This window comes from Streptomyces sp. NPDC005492, assembly GCF_040605995.1.
In the GTDB taxonomy this organism is placed as follows: Bacteria; Actinomycetota; Actinomycetes; order Streptomycetales; family Streptomycetaceae; genus Streptomyces.
In genome coordinates this window covers 1-24,724 of record NZ_JBEXDX010000045.1, presented here as the reverse complement: position 1 = coordinate 24,724, position 24,724 = coordinate 1, and the positions used below count along the sequence as shown (strand labels likewise).

23 protein-coding genes and 2 pseudogenes are annotated in these 24,724 nt (G+C 68.1%); 11 read left to right on the top strand and 14 right to left on the bottom strand.

All coding sequences use genetic code 11. The annotated features are described in order from the left end of the window. Nucleotides 1-45 precede the first annotated feature (45 nt). Nucleotides 46-2,469, bottom strand: coding sequence for a transglycosylase domain-containing protein (locus ABZT04_RS37520; RefSeq protein WP_356062787.1), 2,424 nt, complete (start codon nt 2,467-2,469; stop codon nt 46-48). Nucleotides 2,470-2,691: 222 nt separating this feature from the next. Between ABZT04_RS37520 and ABZT04_RS37515 the strand changes: the two genes are divergently transcribed. The 4 genes from ABZT04_RS37515 (at nt 2,692) to ABZT04_RS37500 (ending at nt 6,219) form a co-directional block, all read left to right on the top strand. Continuing rightward, nucleotides 2,692-3,492, top strand: a complete 801-nt coding sequence (locus ABZT04_RS37515; RefSeq protein ID WP_356062784.1) for an ABC-2 family transporter protein — start codon at nt 2,692-2,694, stop codon at nt 3,490-3,492. Nucleotides 3,493-3,586: 94 nt separating this feature from the next. Further along, nucleotides 3,587-4,351 (top strand): ABC transporter permease, encoded by a 765-nt coding sequence (locus ABZT04_RS37510; protein WP_356062913.1) that lies wholly within the window; start codon nt 3,587-3,589, stop codon nt 4,349-4,351. A 5-nt stretch (nt 4,352-4,356) separates the two neighbouring features. Next, the gene (locus ABZT04_RS37505; protein ID WP_356062781.1) at nt 4,357-5,340 is read left to right on the top strand and encodes an ABC transporter ATP-binding protein; all 984 of its coding nucleotides are present in this window, start codon (nt 4,357-4,359) and stop codon (nt 5,338-5,340) included. Between the two features lie 33 nt (nt 5,341-5,373). After that, the gene (locus ABZT04_RS37500; protein ID WP_356062778.1) at nt 5,374-6,219 is read left to right on the top strand and encodes a DUF1707 domain-containing protein; all 846 of its coding nucleotides are present in this window, start codon (nt 5,374-5,376) and stop codon (nt 6,217-6,219) included. Nucleotides 6,220-6,244: 25 nt separating this feature from the next. Here the strand turns inward: ABZT04_RS37500 and ABZT04_RS37495 are convergent. Both ABZT04_RS37495 and ABZT04_RS37490 read right to left on the bottom strand, forming a co-directional pair. Beyond that, nucleotides 6,245-6,394 (bottom strand): annotated as a pseudogene (locus tag ABZT04_RS37495) (SGNH/GDSL hydrolase family protein); the annotation flags it as partial. A gap of 61 nt (nt 6,395-6,455) precedes the next feature. Next, the gene (locus ABZT04_RS37490) at nt 6,456-7,778 is read right to left on the bottom strand and encodes an SGNH/GDSL hydrolase family protein (RefSeq protein ID WP_356062775.1); all 1,323 of its coding nucleotides are present in this window, start codon (nt 7,776-7,778) and stop codon (nt 6,456-6,458) included. 114 nt (nt 7,779-7,892) lie between these two features. Here ABZT04_RS37490 and ABZT04_RS37485 point away from each other — a divergent pair, with 114 nt between their 5' ends. From ABZT04_RS37485 to ABZT04_RS37470, 4 genes are all read left to right on the top strand, one after another. Further along, nucleotides 7,893-9,245, top strand: a complete 1,353-nt coding sequence (locus ABZT04_RS37485) for a DUF445 domain-containing protein (RefSeq protein ID WP_356062772.1) — start codon at nt 7,893-7,895, stop codon at nt 9,243-9,245. Between the two features lie 51 nt (nt 9,246-9,296). Then, nucleotides 9,297-10,838, top strand: a complete 1,542-nt coding sequence (locus ABZT04_RS37480; RefSeq protein ID WP_356062769.1) for an MFS transporter — start codon at nt 9,297-9,299, stop codon at nt 10,836-10,838. 66 nt (nt 10,839-10,904) lie between these two features. Further along, nucleotides 10,905-11,333: a hypothetical protein gene (locus tag ABZT04_RS37475; protein ID WP_356062766.1), complete on the top strand. Its 429-nt coding sequence runs from the start codon at nt 10,905-10,907 to the stop codon at nt 11,331-11,333. Nucleotides 11,334-11,420: 87 nt separating this feature from the next. Further along, entirely contained in the window at nt 11,421-12,245 is an 825-nt protein-coding gene (locus ABZT04_RS37470) for an alpha/beta fold hydrolase (protein WP_356062763.1), read from the top strand. Nucleotides 12,246-12,362: 117 nt separating this feature from the next. Here the strand turns inward: ABZT04_RS37470 and ABZT04_RS37465 are convergent, their stop codons facing one another. Next, nucleotides 12,363-13,124, bottom strand: a complete 762-nt coding sequence (locus ABZT04_RS37465; protein WP_356062760.1) for an SDR family NAD(P)-dependent oxidoreductase — start codon at nt 13,122-13,124, stop codon at nt 12,363-12,365. Nucleotides 13,125-13,254: 130 nt separating this feature from the next. On the opposite strand from ABZT04_RS37465, the gene ABZT04_RS37460 reads away from it, so the two are divergent. Beyond that, on the top strand, nt 13,255-14,127 hold the full coding sequence (locus ABZT04_RS37460) for a helix-turn-helix transcriptional regulator (RefSeq protein WP_356062757.1): 873 nt from the start codon (nt 13,255-13,257) through the stop codon (nt 14,125-14,127). Between the two features lie 45 nt (nt 14,128-14,172). On the opposite strand, the gene ABZT04_RS37455 is transcribed toward ABZT04_RS37460, so the two are convergent. Continuing rightward, nucleotides 14,173-14,475, bottom strand: coding sequence for a hypothetical protein (locus tag ABZT04_RS37455; RefSeq protein WP_356062754.1), 303 nt, complete (start codon nt 14,473-14,475; stop codon nt 14,173-14,175). Nucleotides 14,476-14,853: 378 nt separating this feature from the next. Between ABZT04_RS37455 and ABZT04_RS37450 the strand changes: the two genes are divergently transcribed. Beyond that, nucleotides 14,854-16,140: a DUF3500 domain-containing protein gene (locus tag ABZT04_RS37450; RefSeq protein ID WP_356062751.1), complete on the top strand. Its 1,287-nt coding sequence runs from the start codon at nt 14,854-14,856 to the stop codon at nt 16,138-16,140. After that, complete coding sequence (locus ABZT04_RS37445; RefSeq protein WP_356062748.1) at nt 16,137-17,501, top strand: HupE/UreJ family protein; 1,365 nt, start codon at nt 16,137-16,139, stop codon at nt 17,499-17,501. The genes ABZT04_RS37450 and ABZT04_RS37445 overlap by 4 nt, the downstream gene beginning before the upstream one ends. A gap of 92 nt (nt 17,502-17,593) precedes the next feature. Here ABZT04_RS37445 and ABZT04_RS37440 read toward each other — a convergent pair. The 9 genes and pseudogenes from ABZT04_RS37440 to ABZT04_RS37400 all read right to left on the bottom strand — a co-directional run. Then, nucleotides 17,594-18,526 (bottom strand): annotated as a pseudogene (locus ABZT04_RS37440) (hydrolase); the annotation flags it as partial. A gap of 320 nt (nt 18,527-18,846) precedes the next feature. Then, the gene (locus ABZT04_RS37435) at nt 18,847-19,692 is read right to left on the bottom strand and encodes a hypothetical protein (RefSeq protein ID WP_356062746.1); all 846 of its coding nucleotides are present in this window, start codon (nt 19,690-19,692) and stop codon (nt 18,847-18,849) included. Nucleotides 19,693-19,875: 183 nt separating this feature from the next. Then, nucleotides 19,876-20,400 (bottom strand): DUF6879 family protein, encoded by a 525-nt coding sequence (locus tag ABZT04_RS37430; RefSeq protein ID WP_356062744.1) that lies wholly within the window; start codon nt 20,398-20,400, stop codon nt 19,876-19,878. A gap of 94 nt (nt 20,401-20,494) precedes the next feature. Beyond that, a complete protein-coding gene (locus ABZT04_RS37425) occupies nt 20,495-21,106 on the bottom strand; it encodes a DUF5753 domain-containing protein (RefSeq protein ID WP_356062741.1) in 612 nt (203 codons plus the stop codon). Then, nucleotides 21,103-21,555, bottom strand: coding sequence for a hypothetical protein (locus tag ABZT04_RS37420; RefSeq protein WP_356062738.1), 453 nt, complete (start codon nt 21,553-21,555; stop codon nt 21,103-21,105). The genes ABZT04_RS37425 and ABZT04_RS37420 overlap by 4 nt, the downstream gene beginning before the upstream one ends. 95 nt (nt 21,556-21,650) lie before the next feature. Next, nucleotides 21,651-22,088 (bottom strand): hypothetical protein, encoded by a 438-nt coding sequence (locus ABZT04_RS37415; RefSeq protein ID WP_356062735.1) that lies wholly within the window; start codon nt 22,086-22,088, stop codon nt 21,651-21,653. A 645-nt stretch (nt 22,089-22,733) separates the two neighbouring features. After that, nucleotides 22,734-23,564, bottom strand: a complete 831-nt coding sequence (locus ABZT04_RS37410; protein WP_356062732.1) for a helix-turn-helix transcriptional regulator — start codon at nt 23,562-23,564, stop codon at nt 22,734-22,736. Further along, the gene (locus ABZT04_RS37405) at nt 23,554-24,072 is read right to left on the bottom strand and encodes a DUF6879 family protein (protein WP_356062730.1); all 519 of its coding nucleotides are present in this window, start codon (nt 24,070-24,072) and stop codon (nt 23,554-23,556) included. Before ABZT04_RS37405 ends, ABZT04_RS37410 begins: the two co-directional genes overlap by 11 nt. Continuing rightward, nucleotides 24,056-24,268: a hypothetical protein gene (locus tag ABZT04_RS37400; RefSeq protein WP_356062912.1), complete on the bottom strand. Its 213-nt coding sequence runs from the start codon at nt 24,266-24,268 to the stop codon at nt 24,056-24,058. Before ABZT04_RS37400 ends, ABZT04_RS37405 begins: the two co-directional genes overlap by 17 nt. Nucleotides 24,269-24,724 lie beyond the last annotated feature (456 nt).

The window sequence follows — 24,724 nt, the reverse complement described above, 5'->3', positions numbered from 1 at the left end:
CCGGTGACGACAGTCACCGGCCCCTTCCGTTTTCTCCTCCGCCGGTCACTCCTTCTTTCGGGCCGTGCTCTGCGGCCCGGCCGTCGTCCCGCCCGTCGTCGTGCCGCCGGTGGTGCCGTCCGTCGTGGTCCCCGTCGTGCCGCCGCCCGTCGTCGTGCCGTCCGTGGTGGTGCCCGTCGTGCCGCCCGTGGTGGTCGTGCCGCCGTCGGTCGTGGTGCCGCCCGTGGTCGTGGTGCCCGTCGTGCCGCCGGTCGTCGTGGTGCCGCCGTCGGTGGTCGTCGTCCCGCCGTCGGTCGTACCGCCGTCCGTCGTGCCGCCCTGGGCCTGGCCCTGGTCGCCCTGGCCGCCGGTGGTGGTCGTACCGCCGTTGTCCTGGCCGTTCGTGGCCGACGGCTGGGAGGGGGTGAGGCTCGGGGGCGCTACCGTCTCGGCGCCGTCCTGGAGCTGGAGGTCGAAGTCGTGCGCCGCGGTGCCCTTGAGGGCGGCCTTGGTGAACTGGGCCCAGATCTCGGCGGGCGCGCCGCCGCCGTTGACACGTTCGAGGCCCATCGCGCCGTAGAGCGGCTCGTGGGCGGCGGTGGTCGGGTTCTGGCCCATGACGGAGACGACGGTGGCGAGGTCGGGGGTGTAGCCCGCGAACCAGGCCGCCGTGTCCTTCTCGGCCGTGCCGGTCTTGCCGGCCGCCGGGCGGTCGGCGCCCTGCGCGGCGGTCGCCGTGCCGTTGTCGACGACGCTCTCCAGGACGTTGGTCGTGGTGTCGGCGGCCTCGCGGCTGACGGCCCTCGTGGTCTTCTGGGCCGGCAGCTTGATGTCGTCCGTGCCGTCCTTGGTGACCTTCGAGATCAGGGTGTACGTGTGCCGCTCACCGTGGTTGGCGAGGGTGGCGTAGGCCTCCGCCATGTCGAGGACGCTCGCGGTGGACGGGCCGAGCGCGATGGACGGGGTGGCGGTCAGGTCGGGGGTGTCGGCGGGGATGCCGAGGCCGATCGCGGTCTGCTTGATCTTCGCTGGGCCGACGTCCACCGCCATCTGCGCGTACACCGAGTTGACGGACTTGTCGGTCGCCGTACGGACGGTGATGTCGCCGTAGGAGACGCCGTCCTCGTTCTCGGGGGCGTACGAGCCGCCGCTCCAGCCTTCCACGGGGCGCTTGTCGGTGCCGTCGTAGTAGGTGTTGGGGGTGATGGTCTGGCCGTCCTGGGTCTGCGAGCCGTTCTGGATCGCGGAGGTGAGGACGAACGGCTTGAAGGTGGAGCCGACTTGGAAGTCGCCGCGGGTGGCGCCGTTCGTGTACTGCTTCACGTAGTCGATGCCGCCGTACATCGCGACGATCCGGCCGGTCTTGGGGTCGACCGAAGCACCGCCCGCGCGCACGTAGTTGTCGACCTTGCGGTTCTTCTTGTCGAGCTTGGACATCACCTGGTCGTTGACCGCCTTCACGAAGGCGTCCTGCTTGCTCTTCTGGAGGGTGGTGGTGATGCGGTAGCCGCCGGCTTCGAGGGTGTCCGCGTCGATGATCTTGTTGGTGGCGAGGTAGTCCTTGATGGCGCTGACGATGTAACCGCGCTGCCCGGACATGCTCGTTGAGGCCGTGGCCTCCTTCGGCATCGGGAACTTCATGCCGGTGCGCTCGGCCTGGGTGAGCCAGTGCTTCTTGACCATGCCGTCGAGGACGTAGTTCCAACGGGCCACCGCGGCGGCCTTGTTCTCCGGGTGCGCCACGACGTCGTACTCGCTCGGCGCGTTCAGCAGCGCGGCGAGGTAGGCGCCGCGGGCGGCGTCGAGGTCGGTCGCGTCCTTGCCGTAGTAGGCCTGGGCGGCGGCCTGGATGCCGTAGGCGTTGCGGCCGAAGTAGCTGGTGTTGAGATAGCCCGACAGGATCTCGGACTTGGGCTCCGTGCGATCCAGCTTGATCGAGATGAAGAACTCCTTCACCTTGCGGGTGACGGTCTGTTCCTGGCCCAGGTAGTAGTTCTTGACGTACTGCTGGGTGATCGTGGAGCCGGACTGGGTGCCCTTGCCGGTGGCGGTGTTCCACGCGGCGCGGATCATCGCCTTCGGGTCGACGGCGGACTCGGAGAAGAAGTCCCGGTCCTCGGCGGCCAGTACGGCGTGCTGCGCGTCCGCGGACACCTGGTCGAGGCCGACGTTCTCGCGGTTGACCTCGCCGTCGCGGGCGAGTTGGGTGCCGTCGGCGTACAGGTACACGTTCGACTGCTTGATCGCGAGCGCGTTGGCGGGCGGGATCTTGACCATCGAGTAGCCGAGGTAGAACCCGCCGATCAGCAGCGCCACCAGGGTGACCACCCCGGCGAGCGTCATGCGCCAGGTCGGGACGGCCCGGCGCCAGCCGGTGCGCCCCGGCCGCTTGGGCTTCTTGCCGCCGGGCGCCTCGGGTGGGGCGGCCGCTTCCGGCTCTCTCGGTGCCCAGCCCTGCTCGGGCTGCTGCGGCTGCGGCTGGTCGCTCATGTGGTGCACGGACTCCTGTTTCGCGTCGTACGGTCGCGTACAACCTCGTACGTTCGTGTACGGCCTTGTGCGCTTCTGCGCCCCCAGACGAAGACTCTCGCACCATGCGTTCCGTTCCCGCCGATCGGCACGCACTTGCCCGGAAAATGCGTGGCGTGCATCACCACCTGCCCATTAGGCTCCTGCGCTTCGGTGTCCGGGCGCGGTGGAGGGTGGTTTCTGGTGGGTGCTGGGCGGTTGTACGCGGCCGTCGCGGCGGGGGGTTTCAGACGGTACGCGACGTATCGGGCGGCGACGCTCGCCGGGGTGTTCACCAACACCGTGTTCGGGGTGGTCCTCGTCTACACGTATCTGGCGCTGTGGGACGAGCGGCCGCATCTCGGGGGCTACGACCAGGCGCAGGCGGTGACCTACGTCTGGCTGGGGCAGTGCCTGTTCGCGACGCTGGCCATCCAGGGCGGCGGGTTCGAGAAGGACCTGATGGAGCGCATCCGCACCGGCGACATCGCCGTCGACCTGTACCGCCCGGCCGACCTCCAACTGTGGTGGCTGGCAAGCGACTTCGGCCGGGCCATGTTCCAGTTGCTGGGGCGCGGGGTGATCCCGTTCGCGTTCGGCGCCCTGTTCTTCCCGATGGCACTGCCCACCGACGTCACCTCCTGGGCGGCGCTCCTGGTGGCGCTGCTCCTGGCGGTGCTCGTCAGCTTCGGCATCCGCTTTCTGGCCGCGCTGAGCGTGTTCTGGCTGCTGGACGGCACGGGCGTCAACCAGGCCATGATGATCCTGGGGGTCTTCTGCTCGGGCATGGTGCTCCCGCTGAACGCCTTCCCGGGCGCGCTCGGCGAGGTCGTACGGGCGCTGCCGTGGGCGGCGCTGATCCAGCTCCCGGCGGATGTGCTGATGGGGAAGACCGATCCGCTGCACGCGTACGTCTTCCAGGCGACGTGGGCGGTGGCGCTGCTCGCGGTGGGGCGGCTGTTGCAGTCGGCGGCCACGCGGAGGGTGGTGGTCCAGGGTGGTTGAGACGACCCGAAGGAGTGAGGTGGCGTCGCCCCGACGCGACGGTGAACTGCCCCGCTGGCGTGAGGGGTTGCGTGCCTACGGGCTGATCGCCGGGATGTGGGTGCGGTCGAGCATGGCCTACCGCGCCTCCTTCGTCATCACGGTGGTCGGCAACCTGCTGGTGACCGGTCTGGACTTCGCCACCATCCTGCTGATGTTCTCGCGGGTCGACTCGCTCGGCGGCTGGTCGCTGCCCGAAGTCGCCTTCCTGTACGGCCTGTCGGCGACCGCGTTCGGTATCTCCGACCTGGTGCTCGGCTCGATGGACGTGCTCGGCGCCCGGATCCGCGACGGCTCCTTCGACACCCTGCTGGTGCGCCCGGCACCGGTGCTGGCCCAGATCGGCGCGGACCGCTTCGCGCTGCGCCGGCTCGGCCGGATCACCCAGGGCGGCATGGTGCTCGGGTACGCGCTGTTCCACATCGACGTCCAATGGACCGCGGGGAAGCTGCTGTTGGTGCCGGTGATGCTGGTGTGCGGCGCGGTGATCTTCGGGGCGCTGTTCGTGGCGGGCGCGGCCTTCCAGATCCTGGCGCAGGACGCGGCCGAGGTGCAGAACGCGTTCACCTACGGCGGCAACACCCTGCTGTCGTATCCACCGGCCGTGTTCGGCAAGGACTTTGTGCGGGGCGTGACCTTCATGCTGCCGCTCGCCTTCGTCAACTGGGTGCCCGCGTCCTATGTGTTGGGCCGCCCCTATCCGCTGGACCTGCCCCCGGGGGCGGCGTTCGCATCGCCGCTGGTGGCGTTCGCCTGCTGTGCGCTGGCCGGGCTGGCCTGGCGGGCGGGGCTCAAGTCGTATCGAAGCACTGGGAGTTGAGGGTTGTGGACGAGAACTTCATTCAACTCGACCGCGTCGAGAAGGTCTTCGACGTGCGCAAGAAGACCGGGTTCATGAAACGGGAGCGGCGGCAGGTGCGGGCCGTCGACTCGATCTCCTTCGGCGTCGCGCGCGGGGAGATGGTCGGCTACATCGGTCCGAACGGCGCCGGGAAGTCGACCACCATCAAGATGCTGACCGGCATCCTCACCCCGTCCGGGGGCCGGTTGCGGGTGGCCGGCATCGACCCGTCCCGCGAGCGCACCCGCCTCGCGCACCGCATCGGCGTGGTGTTCGGACAGCGGACGACCTTGTGGTGGGACCTCCCGCTGATCGACTCGTACAAGCTGATGCACCGCATGTACCGCATCCCCGAGGCCCGTTACGTCGAGAACCTCGACCGCTGTGTCGAACTCCTCGAACTGGGCGCCCTGTTGGACGTCCCGGTCCGTCAGCTCTCGCTCGGCCAGCGGATGCGCGGCGACATCGCGGCGGCCCTGCTGCACGACCCCGAGGTGCTCTACCTCGACGAGCCGACCATCGGCCTGGACGTCATCTCCAAGGCCAAAGTGCGCTCCTTCCTGCGGGAGTTGAACGCCGAGCGCGGCACCACGGTCCTCCTCACCACCCATGACCTCCAGGACATCGAGCAGTTGTGCTCCCGCGTGATGGTCATCGACCACGGACGCCTGATGTACGACGGCCCGCTCACCGGGCTGCACGAGGCGGGGGAGAGCGAGCGGACCCTGGTGGTGGACCTGGAGCGGGAGTTGCCCCCGATCGAGGTGCCGGACGCGCGGGTGGTGAAGGTGGAGGGCCCGCGGCAGTGGCTGGCCTTCCCGGCGTCGGCTTCGGCGGCTCCGCTGGTCGCGCGGATCGCGGCGGAGTATCCGATGGTTGACCTGTCGGTGCGGGAGCCGGACATCGAGGCGGTGATCGCGAAAATGTACGCCGAACAAGCCGAGCAGGTCGAGAAAGCGGTCTCGTAGCCGTCCGTCGAGCGACCTCGTAGGCTGCTCCGTATGACCGACGACGCAGTCCCGGAGCTCCGCGCATCCGACGCCGACCGTGAGCGGGTCGCCGAGGTCCTGCGGGACGCCCTCGCGGAGGGCCGCCTCGACATGGAGGAGTTCGAGGAGCGGCTGGAGGCGACGTACAAGGCGCGCACGTACGGCGAACTGACGCCCATCACCCGGGACTTGCCGACCGCCGGGGTGACCCCGTCGCCGGTGAACATGGTCAAGGGGCCGGTGGACAGCGGGAGTTGGGCCGCGCGGATCGTAGGCGGCGAGGGATCCTCGACCGGTGGCGTGGCCATCTTGTCCGGGTTCCAGCGCAAGGGGCGCTGGACGGTTCCGAAGCGGTTCACCTGCTTCAGCTTCTTGGGCGGCGGTGAGATCGACCTGCGCGAGGCGAACTTCGCGGACCGCGAGGTCGAGATCAACTGCATTGCGATCATGGGCGGAGTGGAGGTGACCGTGCCGCCGGGCGTCGAGGTCGTCGTCCGCGGCATCGGCGTCATGGGCGCGTTCGACCACAGCCAGGAGGGCGTGCCCGGCGACCCCGGCGCCCCACGCGTGATCATCACGGGCTTCGCCTTCTGGGGCGGCGTCGGCGTGGAACGCAAGCTCCCCCGGGCGGAACGCCAGCGACTCAAGGAGGAGCGGCGCCGTCAGAAACTGGAGGGCGGCTCCCCGGCCAGAGAGCTCTACGACTCCCACCGCGACGCCATGGACGAACACCGCGAGGCGATGGAGGAGCACCACGAGGCGATCCGACGCCGACACGAGGAGCGCCGGGAGCGCCACGAGGAGCGGCGCGAGCGCCACCGGGACCGCCGGGAGCGCAGGCACCGGGACTGGGACTGACGGCACCTCTGTAAACGGGAACGGCTCACAACTGGGCCGGGACCGCGCCCTTGAGGTCGTCCAGGTCGATGGTGCGGGCCATCTTGCGGTAGCCCCGGTCGTTGGGGTGGAGGTGGTCGCCGCAGTCGTATTCGGGGGCGAGGCGGCGCGGGTTGTACGGGTCGCGGAGCGCCTTGAGGAGTGGCGCGAGTGGCGTCGGGGCTGGGACTGACGGCGCCTCTGTAAGCAGGAACGGCTCACAACTGGGCCGGGACCGCGCCCTTGAGGTCTCCCAGGTCGACGGTCCGGGCCATCTTCCGATACCCCCGGTCGTTGGGGTGGAGGTGGTCGCCGCAGTCGTATTCGGGGGCGAGGCGGCGTGGGGCGTACGGGTCGCGGAGCGCCTTGTCGAAGTCGACGACGGCGTCGTAGAGCTTGCCGCTCCTGATCGCCGCGTTGACCTGTTGGCGTACGGCGTCGCGGCCCGCCGAGTAGCGGGGGTGGCCGCCGAAAGGCATCAGGGTCGCGCCGATCACCTTGATGCCGTGAGCGTGTGCCTGGCGGACCAGGGTGCGCAGGCCGGTCAGGACGCGGGTGGCGTCGGCGCCGTGCAGGACGTCGTTGACGCCGAGGTCGATGACGACGACCTTGACGTTCGGGCGGCCGAGCACATCACGGGCGAAGCGGTCGAGGCCGCTCTGGTTCTCGGCGGGCCGACCGGCGAGGCTGGTGAGTATCTGGTTGCCGCTGATGCCCTCGTTGACGACGCTGTAGCGGGGCACGTCCTGCCCGGCCGTTACGGCCGCCCGCAGCCGCCGCGAAAAGGCGTCCGGCCAGCGGCGGTTGGCGCTCTCGGTCGAGGTGGATCCGTCGGTGATCGAGTCGCCGAACGCGACGACCGTGCCGTCCGCCTCGTGGCTCAGCACGTCCAGAGCGGTCAAGTAGCGCCAGATGGCGGTCCGTTGGGTGTACGGCCGACCGGTCGTGTCGTCGGTGCGGTCGCCGGGGGCGAGATAGGAGATCTGGCGGGCGTACGGGTGGTAGGTGGCCGGGCCGGAGTTCGTGGGCGCGTAGGTGCTGACCAGCACGTCGGCGCCCTGGGGTATGGAGAGGCGGACGGCGTCGCTGACTATCTGCCCGCCCGGCGGGATGGTGACCGAGGTCGCCCCGCCGAAGGTCAGCCTGCGCATGGTGCCCGTGGCCGCGGCGGAACTGTTCGAACCGGCGGCGAGGGCGATCGAGGCGTGCGCGAGGGTGAGCGGGGCCTGGCCGTAGAGGTTGGACAGGGTGATCCGGGCGCCCGTACCGGCGGCGCTGGTGTGCACGATGTTGCGCACCGAGCGTCCCGCCGTCCCCGTCTGCTCCGTGCCGGGCTCGCCTGCTACGGGGGCCGCGGACCAGGCGCCGACCCAGGTACCGGCCGAGGCGGGCGCGGCGGAGTTGTGCGGGGGGCGGCCGTCGGCGGGGGAGTTCCCGCCGCTGCCGTCACCGGCGGAGACTCCGACGTATATGGCGAGGGAAAGCGCCACGATCAAGGTGACGATCGCAAGCAGCAGGGCATAACCACGACGCTTGGTCATGCGATGCGTATCTCCTCGGCGACTCGGCTGAAGGCTCGGGCCCTGCCATTTTGCCCTTTCGGGTGACAGCGGGAACTCCTGTCCCCCTCCAGGAGTCGGTCAGGAAGGGACAATATGCACGGTACCGGCGGACGGGTGGAGCGGATGGAGCGGGTGGAACCTACGGAAGCGAGCAGCACCGGGAGCGAGGCGTCCCGCCGCACGATGACCACGTTCAGCGCGGCCGACGAGGAGAAGCAGCGCGGCGTACGCCGGATGAAGCTGACGGCGCTGGCCCTGCTGCTCTTCGTGGCCGTCGTGTACGTCCTCGCGAAGTGGGCGTCGAACGCGGGCGCGGGCCCCTGGGCGGGCTATGTCGCCGCGGCGGCCGAGGCCGGCATGGTCGGTGCGATGGCCGACTGGTTCGCGGTCACGGCCCTCTTCCGCCACCCCCTCGGCCTGCCCATCCCGCACACCGCGATCATCCCCACCAAGAAGGACCAACTGGGCGTATCCCTGGGCGAGTTCGTCGGCGAGAACTTCCTCTCCGAGGATGTCGTACGGCAGCGCCTGCGCGCGGTCGGCATCGGCAGCCGCCTCGGCGCCTGGCTGGCCGTGCCGGACCACGCGGACCGGGTGACGGCGGAGCTGTCGGCGGCCCTGCGCGGCGCCCTCACCGTGCTGCGGGACTCCGACGTCCAGGCGGTGGTCGGGGAGGCGATCACCCGCCGCGCCGACGCCCAGGAGATCGCCCCCGGCATCGGCAAGACCCTGGAGAAGGTCGTCGCCGACGGCGGCCACAAGCGGGTCGTCGACCTGATCGTCACCCGCGCGCACGACTGGCTGGTCCTGCACGACGAGCAGGTCATGGACGCGGTCGAGGGCGGCGCGCCCGGCTGGACCCCGAGATTCGTCGACAAGCGCATCGGCGAGCGGGTCTACAAGGAGCTGCTCCGTTTCGTCACCGAGATGCGCGACATGCCCTCCCACCCGGCGCGGGGCGCCCTGGACCGTTTCCTGGGCGACTTCGCCGCCGACCTCCAGTCCGACACGGACACCCGCGCGCGCGTGGAGCGGCTCAAGGGCGAGGTCCTCGGCCGCGGCGAGGTCCAGGACCTGATCGCCAGCGCCTGGACGTCCGTACGGTCGATGATCGTGTCGGCCGCCGAGGACGAGCGCAGTGAGCTACGGCTGCGGGTGCGGGCGTCGCTGCTGTCCCTGGGTGCGCGGATGGCGGTGGAACCGAAGCTCCAGGAGAAGGTCGACGGCTGGCTCGAGGGCGCGGCGGTGTACGTCGTCACTACCTACCGCAAGGAGATCACCTCCCTGATCACGGACACCGTGGCCGGCTGGGACGCCGAGCACACGACCCGGAAGATCGAGGCGAACATCGGCCGTGACCTGCAGTTCATCCGGATCAATGGCACGGTGGTGGGATCACTGGCAGGGTTGTTGATCTACACGGTGTCGCGGCTGGTGGGGGTGTAGGCCGGGATTCTCCGGGGCACCCGGTGGGGGTTCGCCCGACGAGGAGGCCCTATGTCCAGCAGCACGGACAGCGACAGCCGTAGCGGCAGTGGTAGCGGTGACGGCCGGGCCGGGAGCGGCCCGACGATCACCTCGTCCATCCCGGCCCGTCTGGACCGCCTGCCGTGGTCCCGCTGGCACTGGACGATCGTCATAGGACTCGGCACCGTGTGGATCCTCGACGGCCTGGAGGTCACGGTCGTCGGCAACATCGCGAGCCGCCTCTCCGAGCCCGGCAGCGGCCTGCCGATCAGCTCCGGCCAGGTCACCGGCATCGCGGCGGCGCTGTATGTGGCGGGCGCCTGCGTGGGCGCCCTCTTCTGGGGTCACCTGACCGACCGCTACGGCCGCAAGAAGCTCTTCATGATCACGCTCGCGGTGTATCTGGCGGCGACGGCGCTCACCGCCGTCTCCTTCTCCACCTGGTGGTTCTTCGCCTTCCGCTTCCTCACCGGCTTCGGTATCGGCGGCGAGTACGCGGCGATCAACTCCGCGATCGACGAACTGATCCCGGCATACTGCCGGGGCCGCGTCGACCTCGTCATCAACGGCAGCTTCTGGGTAGGAGCGGTAGGCGGCTCACTCCTCTCCATCGTCGCGCTGAACACCAACATCTTCGCGGCGGACGTGGGTTGGCGACTGACCTTCGCGCTGGGCGCCGTACTCGCCTTGGTGATCCTCCTCGTACGACGCCATGTACCGGAGAGTCCACGCTGGCTGCTGATCCACGGCCGGGACCGGGAGGCGGACGAGGTGGTGACCTCGATCGAGCGCCGGATCGAGGCCGAGCAGGGTCACCAACTGCCGCCCGCCGAGGGCGAGATCACCATCCACCAGCGCAAGAGCGTCTCCTTCGCCGAGATCGCCCGCACGATCTTCCGGGACTACCCCAAGCGCGCGACTCTCGGCTTCTCCCTCTTCATCGGCCAGGCGTTCCTCTACAACGCGATCACCTTCGGCTTCGGTGCGATCCTGACGAAGTTCTTCGACGTGCCCTCGGGCAACACCGGTTACTACTTCGCGGTCATCGCGGTAGGCAACTTCCTGGGCCCGCTGCTGCTGGGCGGCCTCTTCGACACGGTGGGTCGCCGGGTGATGATCTCCTCCACCTACCTGCTCTCCGGCCTGCTGCTGTTCGGCACGGCGTGGCTGTTCGACCGGGGTTCACTGAGCGCGACGACGCTGACGGCCTGCTGGTGCGCGGTCCTGTTCTTCGCCTCGGCGGGCGCGTCCAGCGCGTATCTGACGGTGTCGGAGATCTTCCCCATGGAGACCCGCGCGATGTCGATCGCCTTCTTCTACGCCCTCGGCACGGCCGCGGGCGGCATCAGCGGCCCCCTCCTGTTCGCGGACCTCACCGGCACGGGCAAGGTGGCCGACACGGTGCTCGCGTTCCAGATCGGGGCGGGGCTGATGTGCGCGGCCGGGCTGGTGGCGGCGGTACTGGCGGTGCGGGCGGAGAGGCGTTCGCTGGAGGACGTGGCGAAGCCGCTGACGGCGGTGGGTACGGGGAGCGCGGGGAGCGCGACGAGGACTGCCGCGCGCCCGGCGTGAGGGGCGGCCCGATCTGAGTACTCGTACTCTGTCGCGCCCCTGCCCCACCGAGGAACCCTCGTACGTATGACCGAGAAGCTGCTGAGCCCCCTGCGAACCCGCCCCTGGCCGGAACGCTGGCTGACCCGCACACTCGGCGCGGCGCTGGCGGCGGGGGCGTACGAGGTCTGCGCCCCGTCGTCAGACGTGCCGGGGGCCGGAGTCGGCGGTCTGGCGCTGTCCGTGACCCTGCTCCTCCTGGCGGCCTACTTCGGCCGCAGGGACGACCTTGCGTGGCCGCTGCTGCTGGTGGCGGCACCGCCGACGGTGCTGATGTACATGTCGTTCGAGTCGGAACAGCCGTTGCAGTGGGCGTCCGCGACGCTGGTGATCGCGGCGGGCACGCTGATCGCGGCGACGGTGGGACGCTGCTCCAGGCCGCACGAGGAGGACGAGACGGCAGGCCTGCTGTGCGCGCACGCACGCCCACCGATCGTGAGGAGCCGTACCCGATGAGCATCCGCAGGATCAAGAAGCGCAGCCGGGCACTCATCTCCGAATCGGTGAAAGGTGCTGGTCGTGCCGGAGAAGAGGAGACCACTGGTGAACTGGACACTCGGCGAGGAGTTCGAGACTCCTGAGGGGATGGTGCGATGGAAGACGCTCGGCAGCGGAGACCCGGTCGTGCTGGTCCACGGCACCCCGTATTCCTCGTTTCTCTGGCGGGACATCACTCCAGCGCTCGCCCGTACCCGCACGGTCTTCGTCTTCGACCACCTCGGCTTCGGCCAGTCGGACCAGCGTGAGGGCCAGGACCTCAGCCTGGCGGCTCACGCGAGAAATTTTGCCCGGCTCCTCGACCACTGGGAGCTGTCCGGCCCCAGCGTCGTCGCCCACGACATCGGCGGGGCCGTGGCACTCCGGACGCTACTGCTGGAGGAGCGGAAGTACCGGGACCTGACCCTCTTCGACGCAGTGAGCGGCGGTGAGTGGGAGCGAGGACTCTTCCAGCTCATCCTGGAGCACGCGGACGTCCTCCAGCGGCTTCCGGACTACGCGCACGAAGCGCTGGTCGCCAGCCATATGCGGCACGCGACGCACACCGGCTTCCGGCCGGGGGTCCTCGACGCGTTTCTCGCACCGTGGCGGGGGGCCGAAGGGCAGGCCGCGTTCTACCGCCAGTACAGCCAGATCAGGCAGGCAGACACCGCCGCGTACGAGAACCTGCTGGGCACCATGTCACTTCCGGTGCGCATCATCTGGGGCCGCGAGGACCGCATTCTGCCGCCGAAGTACGCGGAGTGGCTGCACGCGCGCATCCCGCACGCCGAGTTGCACTGGATCGACGAGGCGGGTCACCTGCTCCAGGAAGACGCGCCGGGGCAGCTTTCTGCCTACCTTGCCGCCGGGTTCCCCTCGGACAGGTGAGAAGGGGCAGCGGGAAGCGCGGGACCGCTCACCGAGCGAGGTGTTCACCCTGTGCGTCCGCGGCGGCCCGGACTACGCGTCCGCCGCCGAGGCTACGGCCATGGGGTGAGGGAGATGTCAGCCTTGGCGGCCGGGGAGCATGGCCAGGGCCTGGGAGCGCTTTGCGACGAGGTCGTCGTAGGTGCCGTCGCGCTCAGCCCAGCGGTGCGTGAGTACCCGCTCGACCAGGATCTCGTCAGGGGTGGGGTTCTGCGAGAGCAACTGCATGGCCTCGGTGGCGAAGTCGCTGAGCGGCAGTGCCTGCGGGTTCACTTTCTCCTGTCCTGCCGTGGCGACGGCCGGGGGGACGAGCTCGACGACGCCGACGCCGGTGCCGTCCAGTTGCGCGCGCAGTGCCTCGGAGTAGGCGTGCACCGCGGCTTTCGAGGCGGCATAGGTGGGCATGGGCGGGAACGGCAGGAAGGCGATGCCGGAGGTGACGGTGATGAAGGTGCCGGCGCCGCGCTGGACCAGGTGTGGGGTGAAGGCGTCGACGACCCTGATGGTGCCGACCAGGTTGGTGTCGATCGTCGTCTGCGCCGCCTCGAAGTGCGCCGGGTCGCGCAGGTCCTCCAGGAGCATGACGCCCGGCATGGTCACCACGGTGTCCAGCTCGGGGTACCGGAGGAGTACGGCGTCGCGGGCACGTGCGACGGAGGCACCGTCGGTGACATCGATGCCGAATGTGCCGATGCCTTCGTCGGAGAGTTCAGCGAGCGCCGTCGCGCTGCGCCCGCCGACGGCCACGGTGCTGCCCGCCGCGGCGAACCGCCGGGCCAGTTCCCGGCCGATTCCGGACGTTCCGCCGACGATGAAAACGGTGCGGTTGGAGAGATCCACGAGGCCTTCCCTTCAGTTCGGATTGATACCGCGAGTCTTGACCGGCTCCGCGAAGCGCGGGAGTGCCCTCGTCTTCCCTGGTCCTGCCAGGGCCCCCGCTGAGACGCAACCACCGCATTACGGTGGTGTGGTGAAGGATGAGGAATCGGACAACCAGCTCGGCAGCTACCTTCGCGCCCGGCGTGAGCTGATCTCCCCGGCCCAGGCAGGGCTCCCGCCCGGCGGCAACCGCCGCGTACCCGGCCTACGCCGTGAGGAAGTCGCCCTGCTCGCCGGAATCAGCCCCGACTACTACCTGCGCCTGGAACGGGGTCGAGACAAGAACCCCTCACCTCAGGTCCTCGGATCACTCGCGCGCGTCCTGAACCTCGACGACGTCGAGCGGACATATCTGCTCGGCCTCGCGGCAGCACGCCCCAAGGCACCGCGCCGCAAGCGACCCGAGCACGTACCGGCACGGGTGCACCAACTCCTCGCGCACCTTCAGCTCCCCGCGTTCGTCGAAGGGCGCGCCTTCGACGTACTGGCCTCCAATCCCATGGCCGTCGCCCTCTCCCCCCGACTGCGCCCCGGCGAGAACCGGCTTCGTTCCCTCCTCCTCGACCCGGAGGAACAGGCCTTCCAGCAGGACTGGGCGAAAGCCACCGCCGACTTCATTGCCGCCCTCCGCACCACCATCGGGGACGACACCGACAACCCCCGGTTCGTCGAACTTGTCGGAGAGCTCGCACTGTCCAGCCAGCGGTTCCGCACCCTGTGGGCCCGACACGACGTCCGCAACCTCGACGGAGGCACCACCACGGTCCATCACCCTGTCGTCGGTGAACTACGGCTCCACCGGGACAAACTCCCCGTCGACGACGTCATCCTCGTTGTCTACTACCCCGACAAGAACAGCGACAGCGACGAGAAACTGCAACTCCTCGCAGCGCTCTCAGACACCGAACCCAGCGACACAGCACACAGCGGACCAGCAGACACCCCCCGCCGGAAGACACCCTGACGGACTTGGACTGCCCCGCCCGTGGAAGCGCGAGGTCAAGCAGGCTCAGCCCCGCCGGTCGGCCACTGCCCACGACGCTGCCGCGACCGCCCCGGCGACTCCGAAGACGGCGGGCCAGGCGCCCACCTTTTTGGCCAGGGGATGGGAGCCGGCGAAGGCGGCGACGTAGGCGACGGTGAGGGCGCCGGCCGCCTTTCCGCCGGCCCGCTCGCGCCACTGCTGTGCGGCGGCCGCGCCCGCGACGGCCAGGACGACCCCGCCGAGCTGTCGCTTCCTCGTCCAGCGGGCCACGCCGTACCCACCGACGAGTCCGCTCGCTGCGATCACCGCGCCGGGAACCTTGACCATGACGTGCCTCCTGAAGCTGACTGGATATCGCCCCCGAGACTAACGCGCGGCCCCGCCCGCCTTAGCAGGGGACCCTATTCACGCGATAAGCGCAGCCTGTCAAATTCATAAGCGAATTCCTTGAATTCGCGCCGAGTTGCTATGAAACCTGAAACTTATTTTGTTCACGTGACGATGCATTGAGATTTCGGTAAGAACGTCGATAATCTTGTGAGCAATCGCGTGGACGGGCAGCCGGCTGCCCGCAGCGCGTCTTACCCCTGCCTGTGCCCGCTGACGAGCGGCGATGGGCGCTGCCCGGTGCGGCCGGGTGCTGCCCGGGCGGGCTGGGACCTCGTTCTGAGATTTCTGGAATTTCCGGAACCGAAGGAGTCGTTCGTGAGCAGAGAAAGAACCCGTCTGGTCCGCGCAAAGCGGACATGGCGTGGAATAGCCGGAGCCGTCACAGCAGTTGTGCTGGTCGGCGGCGGTTTCGCCGTGGCAAATGCGTCCACGGACACCCAGACCGGTAAATCGGCCGCAGGCGTCAAGCGTCCGGTCGACAAGAAGGCCACCGGCGTCGGCGCCGTGGTCAGCGCGGCCAACGAGTTCCTGAACACCCTGGACGCCGACCAGCAGGCCTCCACCCTGCTCGACTTCTCGCAGGCGAACGCCACCGCGTGGTCGAACCTCCCCTGCGGCTCGTCCTGCCGCCCCGGCATCCAGCTCGGCTCCCTGACGGACACCCAACTGGCAGCCGCCATGAAGGTGTTGAAGCTGGCCACGGGCACCGGCAAGAACACCGGCTACGACCAGATCACCCAGATCATCAAGGCCGACGACGTGCTCAACGCGGCCCAGAGCACCAGCTCCGCAGGCCCGGCCCCGTCGGACACCGCGTCGAGCACGGCCTCCGCGGACCCGTCCGCCACCGCCACGGCGCCCCCCACCTCGACGGCCACCGACGCCCCGACCGACGTCCCGACCGGCACCCCGCCCTCCGGCGGCGCCGGAGGCGGCGGCCTCGGCGGTTACGGCAGCGGCGTCTACTTCCTCGCCTTCCTCGGCACCCCCTCCGCCACCGGCACCTGGCAACTGCACTTCGGCGGCCACCACTTGGCCCTCAACCTCACCTACAAGAAGGGCAAGGTGGCAGGCTCCAGCCCGTTCTTCGTCGGGGTAGAGCCCAGCACCTGGACCGACGACGACGGCACCACGTACTCGCCGCTCGCCACCATGCGCAACGGCCTGCTCGCCCTGACCGGCAGCCTGAGCACGGAGCAACTGGCCACCGCCAAGCTCTCGGAGTCCTTCAGCGACGTACTCCTCGGCCCGGGCCAGGACGGCCAGTTCCCGGAGACGAAGGAAGGCATCAAGGCCGGCTCGCTCTCCCCGAAGCAGAAGGCACTCGTCCTGAAGGCCATCCACCCCTGGATCGCCAACGTGGACGACGCCACCGCGAAGAAGCTCATGAAGACGTACGAGCGTGAGCTGAACGAGACCTACATCGCCTACTCCGGCGGCACCGCCCTCGACACCCAGGGCGACTACGTGCGCATCGACGGGCCGGGCGTCTGGGTCGAGTTCGTCTGCCAGAACGGTGTCGTGTACCGGGACCAGATCCACTACCACACCGTGTACCGCGACCACACCAGCGACTACGGCAGCGAGTTCACCTTCTCATGACCGGACCGCGAACTTGGCTGACCACAGCACTTCGCCTGGTGGCCGGGATCGCGATCGCGGTACCGGCGGCGCTCCTGCTCGGAGCGTCGCCGGCCGCCGCGCACCCGATGCCGCACTCAGTGGTCCGTCTCGACGTGTACAAGGACTCGGTCACCGCCCAACTGGCCCTGCCGGTCGGTGACTTCACCACGGCCAGCGGCATCGACCTCAACACCCTCGCCTCCTCCGCCCTCCCCACCAAGGCCGTGGCGATCCGCACCTACCTGGCCCGGCACATCCGCCCGACCACCCTCAAGGGCCAGGCCTGGCAGGTGAGCATCGGCGCCCTGAGCCTCAGCCGCACCGAACAGACCTCCACGGGCCCGTACCGCGAGCTGGTGGCCAAGGCCGTACTCACGCCACCCTCCGGCGCGGATGTACGACACTTCACCCTCGACTACGACGTGATCGTGCACCAAGTGGTCACCCACGTAACCCTGGTGTCGGTCCGTCAGGACTGGGCGGCCGGACGGGTCACCGGCGACGGCGCCACCCAGGTGGGCACGATCCGGCTCGACGTCCGGCACATGAAGGTCCCGCCGCTGACCGTCGACCTGGGCGCGGGCAGCGCCTGGCGCGGCTTCGTGGCCATGCTCCAACTCGGCGGCAACCACATCCTCACCGGCACCGACCACCTGCTGTTCCTGCTCATCCTGCTGCTGCCGGCCCCGTTGTTGGCCGCCGGAGGACGCTGGCGCGGCCTGGCGGGCCCCCGCGCGGCACTCACCAACATCGGCCGCATCACACTGGCCTTCACCGTCGGCCACTCGGTTGCGCTGGCCGTGACCGCCCTGACCCGGGTCCAGATCCCCGGCCGACCGGTCGAGGCGTTCATCGCGGCGAGCATCCTCGTGGGCGCGGTGCACGCGATCCGCCCCCTCTTCCCCGGCCGGGAAGCGATTGTGGCGGGCGTCTTCGGCCTCGGCCACGGCATGGCGTTCTCCTTCGTGCTAGCCGAAATGCACCTGTCCACAGGCCAGTTGGCCACCAGCCTCCTCGCCTTCAACCTGGGCATCGAACTGGTCCAACTCCTGCTGGTCTGCCTGGCGTTGCCCTCGCTGCTGGTCCTCGCGAGACTGCGCGTGGGGCCGGCCCTACGGGTGACCGGCGCGCTGATCACCGCCACGGCGTCCATCGGCTGGCTGGCAGACCGCCTGGGCCTGCCCAACCCGGTGGCGAGAGCGGCCGACAGCGCGGGATCGCATACGACGGCGCTGTTGCTGACGCTCGCGGTGACGGCGGTCGCGGCGGGTGGGTGGACGCTGGTAATCCGCCAACGACGCCGGACACTCCCGGAGTTGGCGCTCTCCACGCAGCCGTAGAAGAAGTATGTGCGGGGTGTGGAGCGCGAGAGACGCGGGGCCGGGGGAATATTGATCCCCCGGCCCCGCGCCTCTTGGGATGCTCGCTACGACGAGAGCCACTCCGTGGCGTTGAGGGCGAGGGCGGCGTTGGTGGCGCCGGTGTCGTTCCAGCCGTCGTAGAGCGTGTTGCCGGACTGCCCGGTGCCATCGTCGATCGGCGAACTGTCGCCCCAGAACGCGACCTTGCCGCTCCCGAAGGTGCTGGTGGCGAAGAAGGCGCCGGTGTTGCCGGAGTAACCGCTGCGGTACAGCAGCCCCTTGGCGGCGGAGTTGTCGGCGGGCTTGATCGTGGCGGTCGTACCGTTGGCGATCAGGCTCTTGGTGACGGTGCCGAAGGAGCCATGCAGCACCGGGTTGGTGCTGTCGCTGATGGCGGCCGGGTACCCGGAGGTGATGTTCAGCGAGTCGATGGAGAAGCCGAACGGGTCGGTGGAGTCAACGCTGTTGTTGGTCATCAGGTCGTTGAGGATCTGGACCGCGTCGTACCCGTCGTTGTTCCGGTCGGACCCGGTGTGGTCCGAGACCATGAACAGACCGCCGCCAGCCTGCACGAACTTCATGATGGCGGTCTTCTCGGCCGTAGTGAACTTGATGTTCGGCTCCGGCAGCACGAGCGTGTCGAAGTTCGACAGGTCCGTGGCCGACGAACCGCCGTAAGTCAGCGCGCTGGTAGCGGTCTTGAGGCTGTAGTCGCCGGTCTTCTGCAGGGCGATGCCCCACGACGACAGCGCCCCGGTCCAGTCCTTGTCGGAGGAGGGCGAGGAGTCCTGGGTGAGCGGGTCCGGCTTGCTGGTCGAGATGATCCAGTCCGCGTTGCCGGCCTCCTCGGCGTGCCCGTCGTCGAACAGGACACGGTGGGTGGTGGCCGCGGCGGCGGGCGTGACGGTGGCTGCCTGCACGACCGCGCCACCGGCCAGCAGGCCGAGGACGGTGAGAGCGGTGGTGAGCTTACGGCGTGATGTGTACTTGCCAAGGCTGAGCATCCGGTGAGCCTCCGTGAGTGGGGGGAATCCAGGTGTGGGGGGTGGAGGGAACAGGGGGTGCGGGTGCTGAGTTGTGGTGCCGAATGTGGTGAATCTCCGCGCGTAGAACGGTAGTTGAACGATCGCCGATCGACACAAGGGAGGACGGTACACACAAGATCGGGAGCGGCGGGAGAGCCTACGGGCGGTTCACGTAGATCTCTTACTCGACGGTGTGGGCATGAGGAAATGGCGCGGTAATGGCGCGGTGCCGGGCGCCGTGACGCATGGCTGCCCGGCACCGGAGTGCTGACGCGCGGGTGCTGCTGGACTCGGGCTGCCTACCTGACGTCGACGAAGTCGCCGGGTGCAGTCGACGCGGCGGTGGTGGCGGTACCCGCGAAGACGTAGCGGTAGTACCCGTCGACCGTGGCCTTGGTGGTGGTCTTCAGGACGCCGGTGCTGTTGGTCTTGACCGTCTTGAGGGTGGTGTAGGTGCTGCTGCCCTTCTTGCGGAACTGAAGCTTCGCGGGCTGGGACACATAGCCCGCGAACTTGCCCGTCGACCAGTTCGCGCGCGCGAGCTTGCCCGTGACCGTGATGGTCTTGCCCTTCTTGACCGGCTCGGGCGTGGCATTGGCGGTCAGGGTGGAGAGCTTCTTGATCGAGGCGGTGGCGACGTCGTCGTTGTAACTGGCGTTCGCGTACAGGTCCCAGGCGCCCAGGAACAGCTTCCAGGCCCCGGCCACGCCGTTGTTCTTCATGTCGGTGGCGGGGTGGATGTTGAAGACGGCCTTGCAGGTGTAGGTGCCTTGGGTCGCCGTCTCCGTGCAGTTGGGGTCGTCGTCCGTCCCCAGGCCGCCGGTGATGCCGTCCGTGGTCGAACTGTCGGTGCCCTGCCACAGGAAGGCCTCGGTGAGGGCGATGCCGTTCTGGTCCGTGGCGGTGTACGTGACAGTGACGGACTTCGTGCCGCTGGTGCCGAGGACGATGTCCTTGCCCCCGTTGATGACCGCGTGCGAGAACTTGGTGTTGCCCAACGAGTCTCTGGGCTGAACGACCGTCGAGGCGAAGGAACGTAGCTTCGCCGTCGCCGGACGCTCCGCCGCCTGGGCGGCAACCGGAAGAGCGAGCGCGGACAGAACGACGGCACCGGAAACAGCGCCGGCCGCAACGCGTATACGCATGAATCCCCCACGGGAACCTGGGACCCGCTGAAGTCGCCCTCCAGCCAGGCCTGTTGATCTTCGCATCATATGAACTCAGTTCGGAAATAGTGAAGATCCCATGTGCAATAAGTGCGTAACGGACCAAGGGGGTTGGGGCCGCTACGGCCCTCCTCGTCTTGCCGGTGCCCCTTGTTGAACCGCTCAGTGGCAAGTGCCAAGGCCCTGCACGTAGTCCTCGAAGGGCACCGATTCCGCGAGGGCGATGCGCTGGTACTCCCGGAACGGCTCCGGGTCTCCCTCGTACACCTGCCGGCTGATCTGAGTCCCGTCCGGCTCGTAGTGCATGAGCACGATCCGCGATCGGTCGAAGAACCAGAAGTCCTGAACCCCTTCAAGGGGGTTGGGGCGGTTGGTCACGTCGAGGATGCGAGCGTCCTCGCCGGCCTCGACGTTGTGGCGGTAGTACTCGAACTCGAAGCGGAGGTAGTCGGAGAGGGGCTGCGTGACGATGTGCACGCGCCCGACACTGCGCCCGCCGGCCACGTACCCCTTGATCCGCTCACACCAGGGCAGCGTCGCCTCACGCGTGACGGCTTCCCCGGCCTCGAATCGCCGGATCGCCTCGACCTCCTGCGGCACGCGGTAGACAGGCAGAGTCTCCAGACGCCACGCCTCCCGCTCCATGGAGTCGAACGCCCTCCGCCAGTCCTCACCGGCCAGGAACATGTACAGCCTCCTTCTTTTCCGACAGGTCGCACGCGGCAGTTTCGCGCCACATGGCGGTCACGGGGCGCTGGGTGGTTCACGTAGATCTCTCTACCTAATTGGCTTCGCCGCTCCAGAACTTCAGCGCCTTGGCGATCAGGCCCTTGGCGTCCTCTCCATAACTCGCCGCGTCGCTCAGGGCGGCGAAGGCCCTTTCGTGGAGGGTGAGTTCGGCAGGGTCGGTGAAGTCCACTCCGGAGGAGACGAGTTCGTAGTGGACGCTGTCGCTGCCACGCATGTTGAAACCAGCCATGGGCACCACGCTCACTTCGGCGGTGGCCGCGAGGACACCGAGGGTGAGGGAGGGCAGATCGATGTCCCGAAGGAGACGCTCCATCTGCTCGCACATCACCTCCGGTCCGCCGACGTTCGTGTAGAGGCCCTGCTCGCCGAGGATGACGTCGTAGCGGTGCTCACCGTCGTACAGAACCTGTTGGCGCTCCATCCGCTTCGCCACCCCCGCCCGCACGTCGTCCGGGACACCGAGAAAGTCGACGACCCGGCGGAGGATGACGGTCGCGTAGGCCTCGGTCTGGAGCGTGCCCCAAATCATGTTGGGCACGTAGCCCTTGCCGTACGGCGTCTGCCGGTACCAGCGGATCACCTCGTCCTGGATGTCTTCGGTACCGGTGGACAGCCGCTGCTGCCACGGGATGGAACTGGTCACGGTGTCTCTCCTGTCTGCTGTGCGGCGGAACTTGACGGCCCAAAGGTGTCAATGGCGGTGTGAAGCAGTCCAGTTCCTCGGAAGCCAGGCAGCTCGATCCGGCCGGTGAGCAGGATGTCGTGGTTGGCGAAGAGCGAGTCGAGGTCGATACGGCGGCGGATGTACGCCGTCCAGGTCGCGCGCGGCAGATCCGTGTACGCGGCGACCACGCGGGCCCGGTTGGCCTGGGTGAGGATCCAGCGGGCCTGGTCAGTGCCGTTGGTGCGACCGCTGAGGTCGCGCGCCAGACGCCACAGTTCTTCGCCTTCGCTGAGTACGTCGACGACGGCGACGAGGCCGATGTCGCCCAGGCCGCGCTGGTCGCTGGACTGGGTGGTGTAGGCGAGGGTGAGGGCTTCGAGGGGAAAGACGGTGACACGGCTCGTCCCGGTCAACTCGGTGAGGGACACGAGAGGCTGATCCGTTCTGGCGGTGAAGGCCGGGCGAGCCGCCCTTGGGGGAGAGGCCCGCCGGACCCGGTGAGAAGTGGCTGGTTACACGCCGGTCAGCAGCAGGGGCCGTCGCCGCAGCAGGCCGGCGCGTTGCACTCGGCGGCCGTACCCCACAGCCGCTCGTCAACCACGAACCCCGCCGCCCGGATCTTCCCGACGACATCTGTCATCAGGCCGCGCGTGCGGGTCTTGCTGTTCGGCTGGTGGTGCACGAAGTAACCGAACTGCTCCGCACACCAGTTGGCGTACCAGTCGGTGTGCAACACGAGGGTGTGCCAGCCGGGGTCGACCTGCTGAGAAGGGGCCATGGTGGCGCCCTCACCGGTCGAGCCCATCACGTGGACGAGCGCGAGCGCCTGGTCGACGACCCGGGCGGCGACGGAGCGTTCCAGGCTGTACTCGTCGGCGCAGAAGGTGGCGAGCATGGAGAACTCGGCTTTGGTGACGAGGGATTGGCCGGTGCGGGTTGCGGTAACGGCGGTGATGGTCATCGAGACGCTCCTTTCGCGGTCGTGGTCGCGTGACTGCGGGGCGGGGTCGGTCCGGGTGGTCGTTCGGGTGCGGGCGGGGTTGCGTGGAGCACGGCTCACCTCATGGTTGGTGGGGTTTCGGGCGGACCTCTCCTGGAGCGCAGGGAGGGTTGGGAAATGGGGAAGGCAGAAGCCTCAGCGGACGAAGCCCTTGCCGGGGTCGGCGCAACGCCAGCACTGGCACGGGGGCCACTCGGCTGTGATCAGGGGGGAAAGGTCACCCGTAGTGAAGACGACCCGTTCGGGGCCCCACGTTTTTCCGGAGTCCCGTGAGACGCGCATCGTCATGAGCGGGGCATCGGCGAAGAGATGGGGGTCCGACCCATCACTCATGGGGTATGCGCCATAGCTTGGTGCTGACGCAGCTTCACGTTCGCATCGGACACAGCGCTGTAGTCGCTTCTAGAGCGAGCATTCTCTCGGCTCACGCACATACCGAGACATGTGCCACACCCTGATACAGCTTTCGGTTCCGCTGGAAGTTCTGTAAGTCCATACCCCTGCGGCTTCCGCGTACCAGCCATAATTCCTCCCCGGTTTCCGGCTCGTCTATGATCCACCGGTTGGAGGGGGTAATCGAGCAATATTCCCGTTGCCTACTAAAGATCAACGATAGAGGCTGGACCATTCCTGAAGAATAGATCTGGCCGCGTCATCGAACCGAGCCTTCTGCTCGCATTGTTTGAAAACTTCCACATGCTCGGCGATGTCGCGGGAGTCACGGAAAACGGTTCGCCCGGTGAACGTTTCGACAGTGACCAGCCTGTCGTCGTAGACCGTGAAAGTGTTCATTGGGCCGCGGCTTATGATCGTGCCAATGGGTATGACTCCTATGCGGATATTGGGTAGATGGGACAGGGAGGCCAAGCGGTCGATCTGCACAGCCATGGCAGGTGGAGGAACCACAGCCCATCTAACAGCCTGCTCCGTCAATAGAAAAGTGAAGCGTTTTGTGCTGTCGTAGAGCACAACCTGACGCTCCAGCTTTCGCGCCACCGTCTTCGAGATATCTCCCGGCGAGTATTCGAGGCTTGCGCGAATGTACTCGGGAGTGGCCAGCAAGCCTGTGATCATCGCGGGGAGAAAGTACCGAAGTTCATCGGCGTCGGCTTCCAGGCTAGCCAATTCGGCCTGTCGCTTCTCCAGGCCGCGTCGCCATGATGAGCGAATTGGCTGCCACTCGGTGTTTGCCATGCGAGCCAGGGCTGTAACTTCGGCCGTCAAATGCTCAGGGGCTCCGAGTGCCCTCATAACGAGTTCGACGTCGACCAAACTCGGTATGATCTCAGCGGTCTCGATCTTGCTGATCTTGGATTGGGACATATTGCAACGCGCGGCGAGCCGGACCTGGGACAGTCCGGCTCGCTTGCGCAGCGTTCTCAGAGTCTCGGCCAGGTCGGCTTTTGACTGCCCTAGCTGCTCAGGGTCAAGCGTCAAGGCCCTTCACGTACTCCTCGAAGGGCACCGATTCCGCCAGGGCGATGCGCTGGTACTCCCGGAAGGGCTCGGGTTCGCCTTCGTACATTTCCCGGCTGATCTGGGTTCCGTCTGGCTCGTAGTGCATGAGCACGACCTGACGGCGGTCGAACATCCAGAAGTCCTGCACCCCGTCAAGCGGGTTGGGGCGGTTGGTCACGTCGAGGATGCGAACGTCCTCGCCGGCCTCGACGTTGTGGCGGTAGTGCTCGAACTCGAAGCGGAGGTAGTCGGAGAGGGGTTGCGTGACGATGTGCACCCGCCCGACGCTGCGGCCGCCAGTCACGTACGCCTTGACCCGGTCGAACCAAGGCTGTGTCGCTTCGCGAGTTACCGGCTCACCGGCCAGGAACCGACGGATCGCCTCGACCTCCTGCGGCACCCCGTAGGCAGGCAGAGTCTCCAGACGCCACGCCTCCTGCTCCATGGAGTCGAACGTCCTCCGCCAGTCCTCACCAACCAAGAGCACGGACAGCCTCCTTCAAGACAGCCTCCGGGATCTCCACGAGTGCCTCCCCGTCCGGCGGGTCGAATACGCTCGACACGCCTCCTTGGATCACGAACGACCCCGAGGCGGTTCGGTAGACGTTGGGGCAGTCGTCGCCCCCACACTCGCCGTTCCCGTTCCCGTTGCCAGTCAGTCGGGTCAGTTCCTCACGCGCCATTGTGCCCCCTGTGCGTCGGGCAAGGTCGCTCCCTGCCTCGGAGATGAACGCTTGGCCGATCGCCGGGCCGTCGTCTATGACGGCATGGAGATATTCCTGTAGCGGGGTAGTCGATCTCGTGGACTGACCCTCTCCGGCAACGCTTGAGGCGTGTCGGCAGTACGGGCGGTGATTGAGATGGGTGGCGCTGTGCGTGACCAGGAGAGGCAACGGCCCACGGCAGAACCGGAGTTGAAAGCCCGGGTTCAGGGGGCAGCCAGTCACGCGACAAGAGGTTGTCCCGTATGGGGCGTGAGTTATCGGGTGAGGGCTGGGTTGTGGATCCGGGCGATGCCGAGCATGGCCTGGTGAACGCGATGTGGTGTTCACCGTGCTTCCCGCCCCGTCCGCCGTCGTGGCGGAAAGCTGGAGCCCCGCAGCTCGCGGGCCAGCACGGCAACAGGTGCCGCTGCCCGC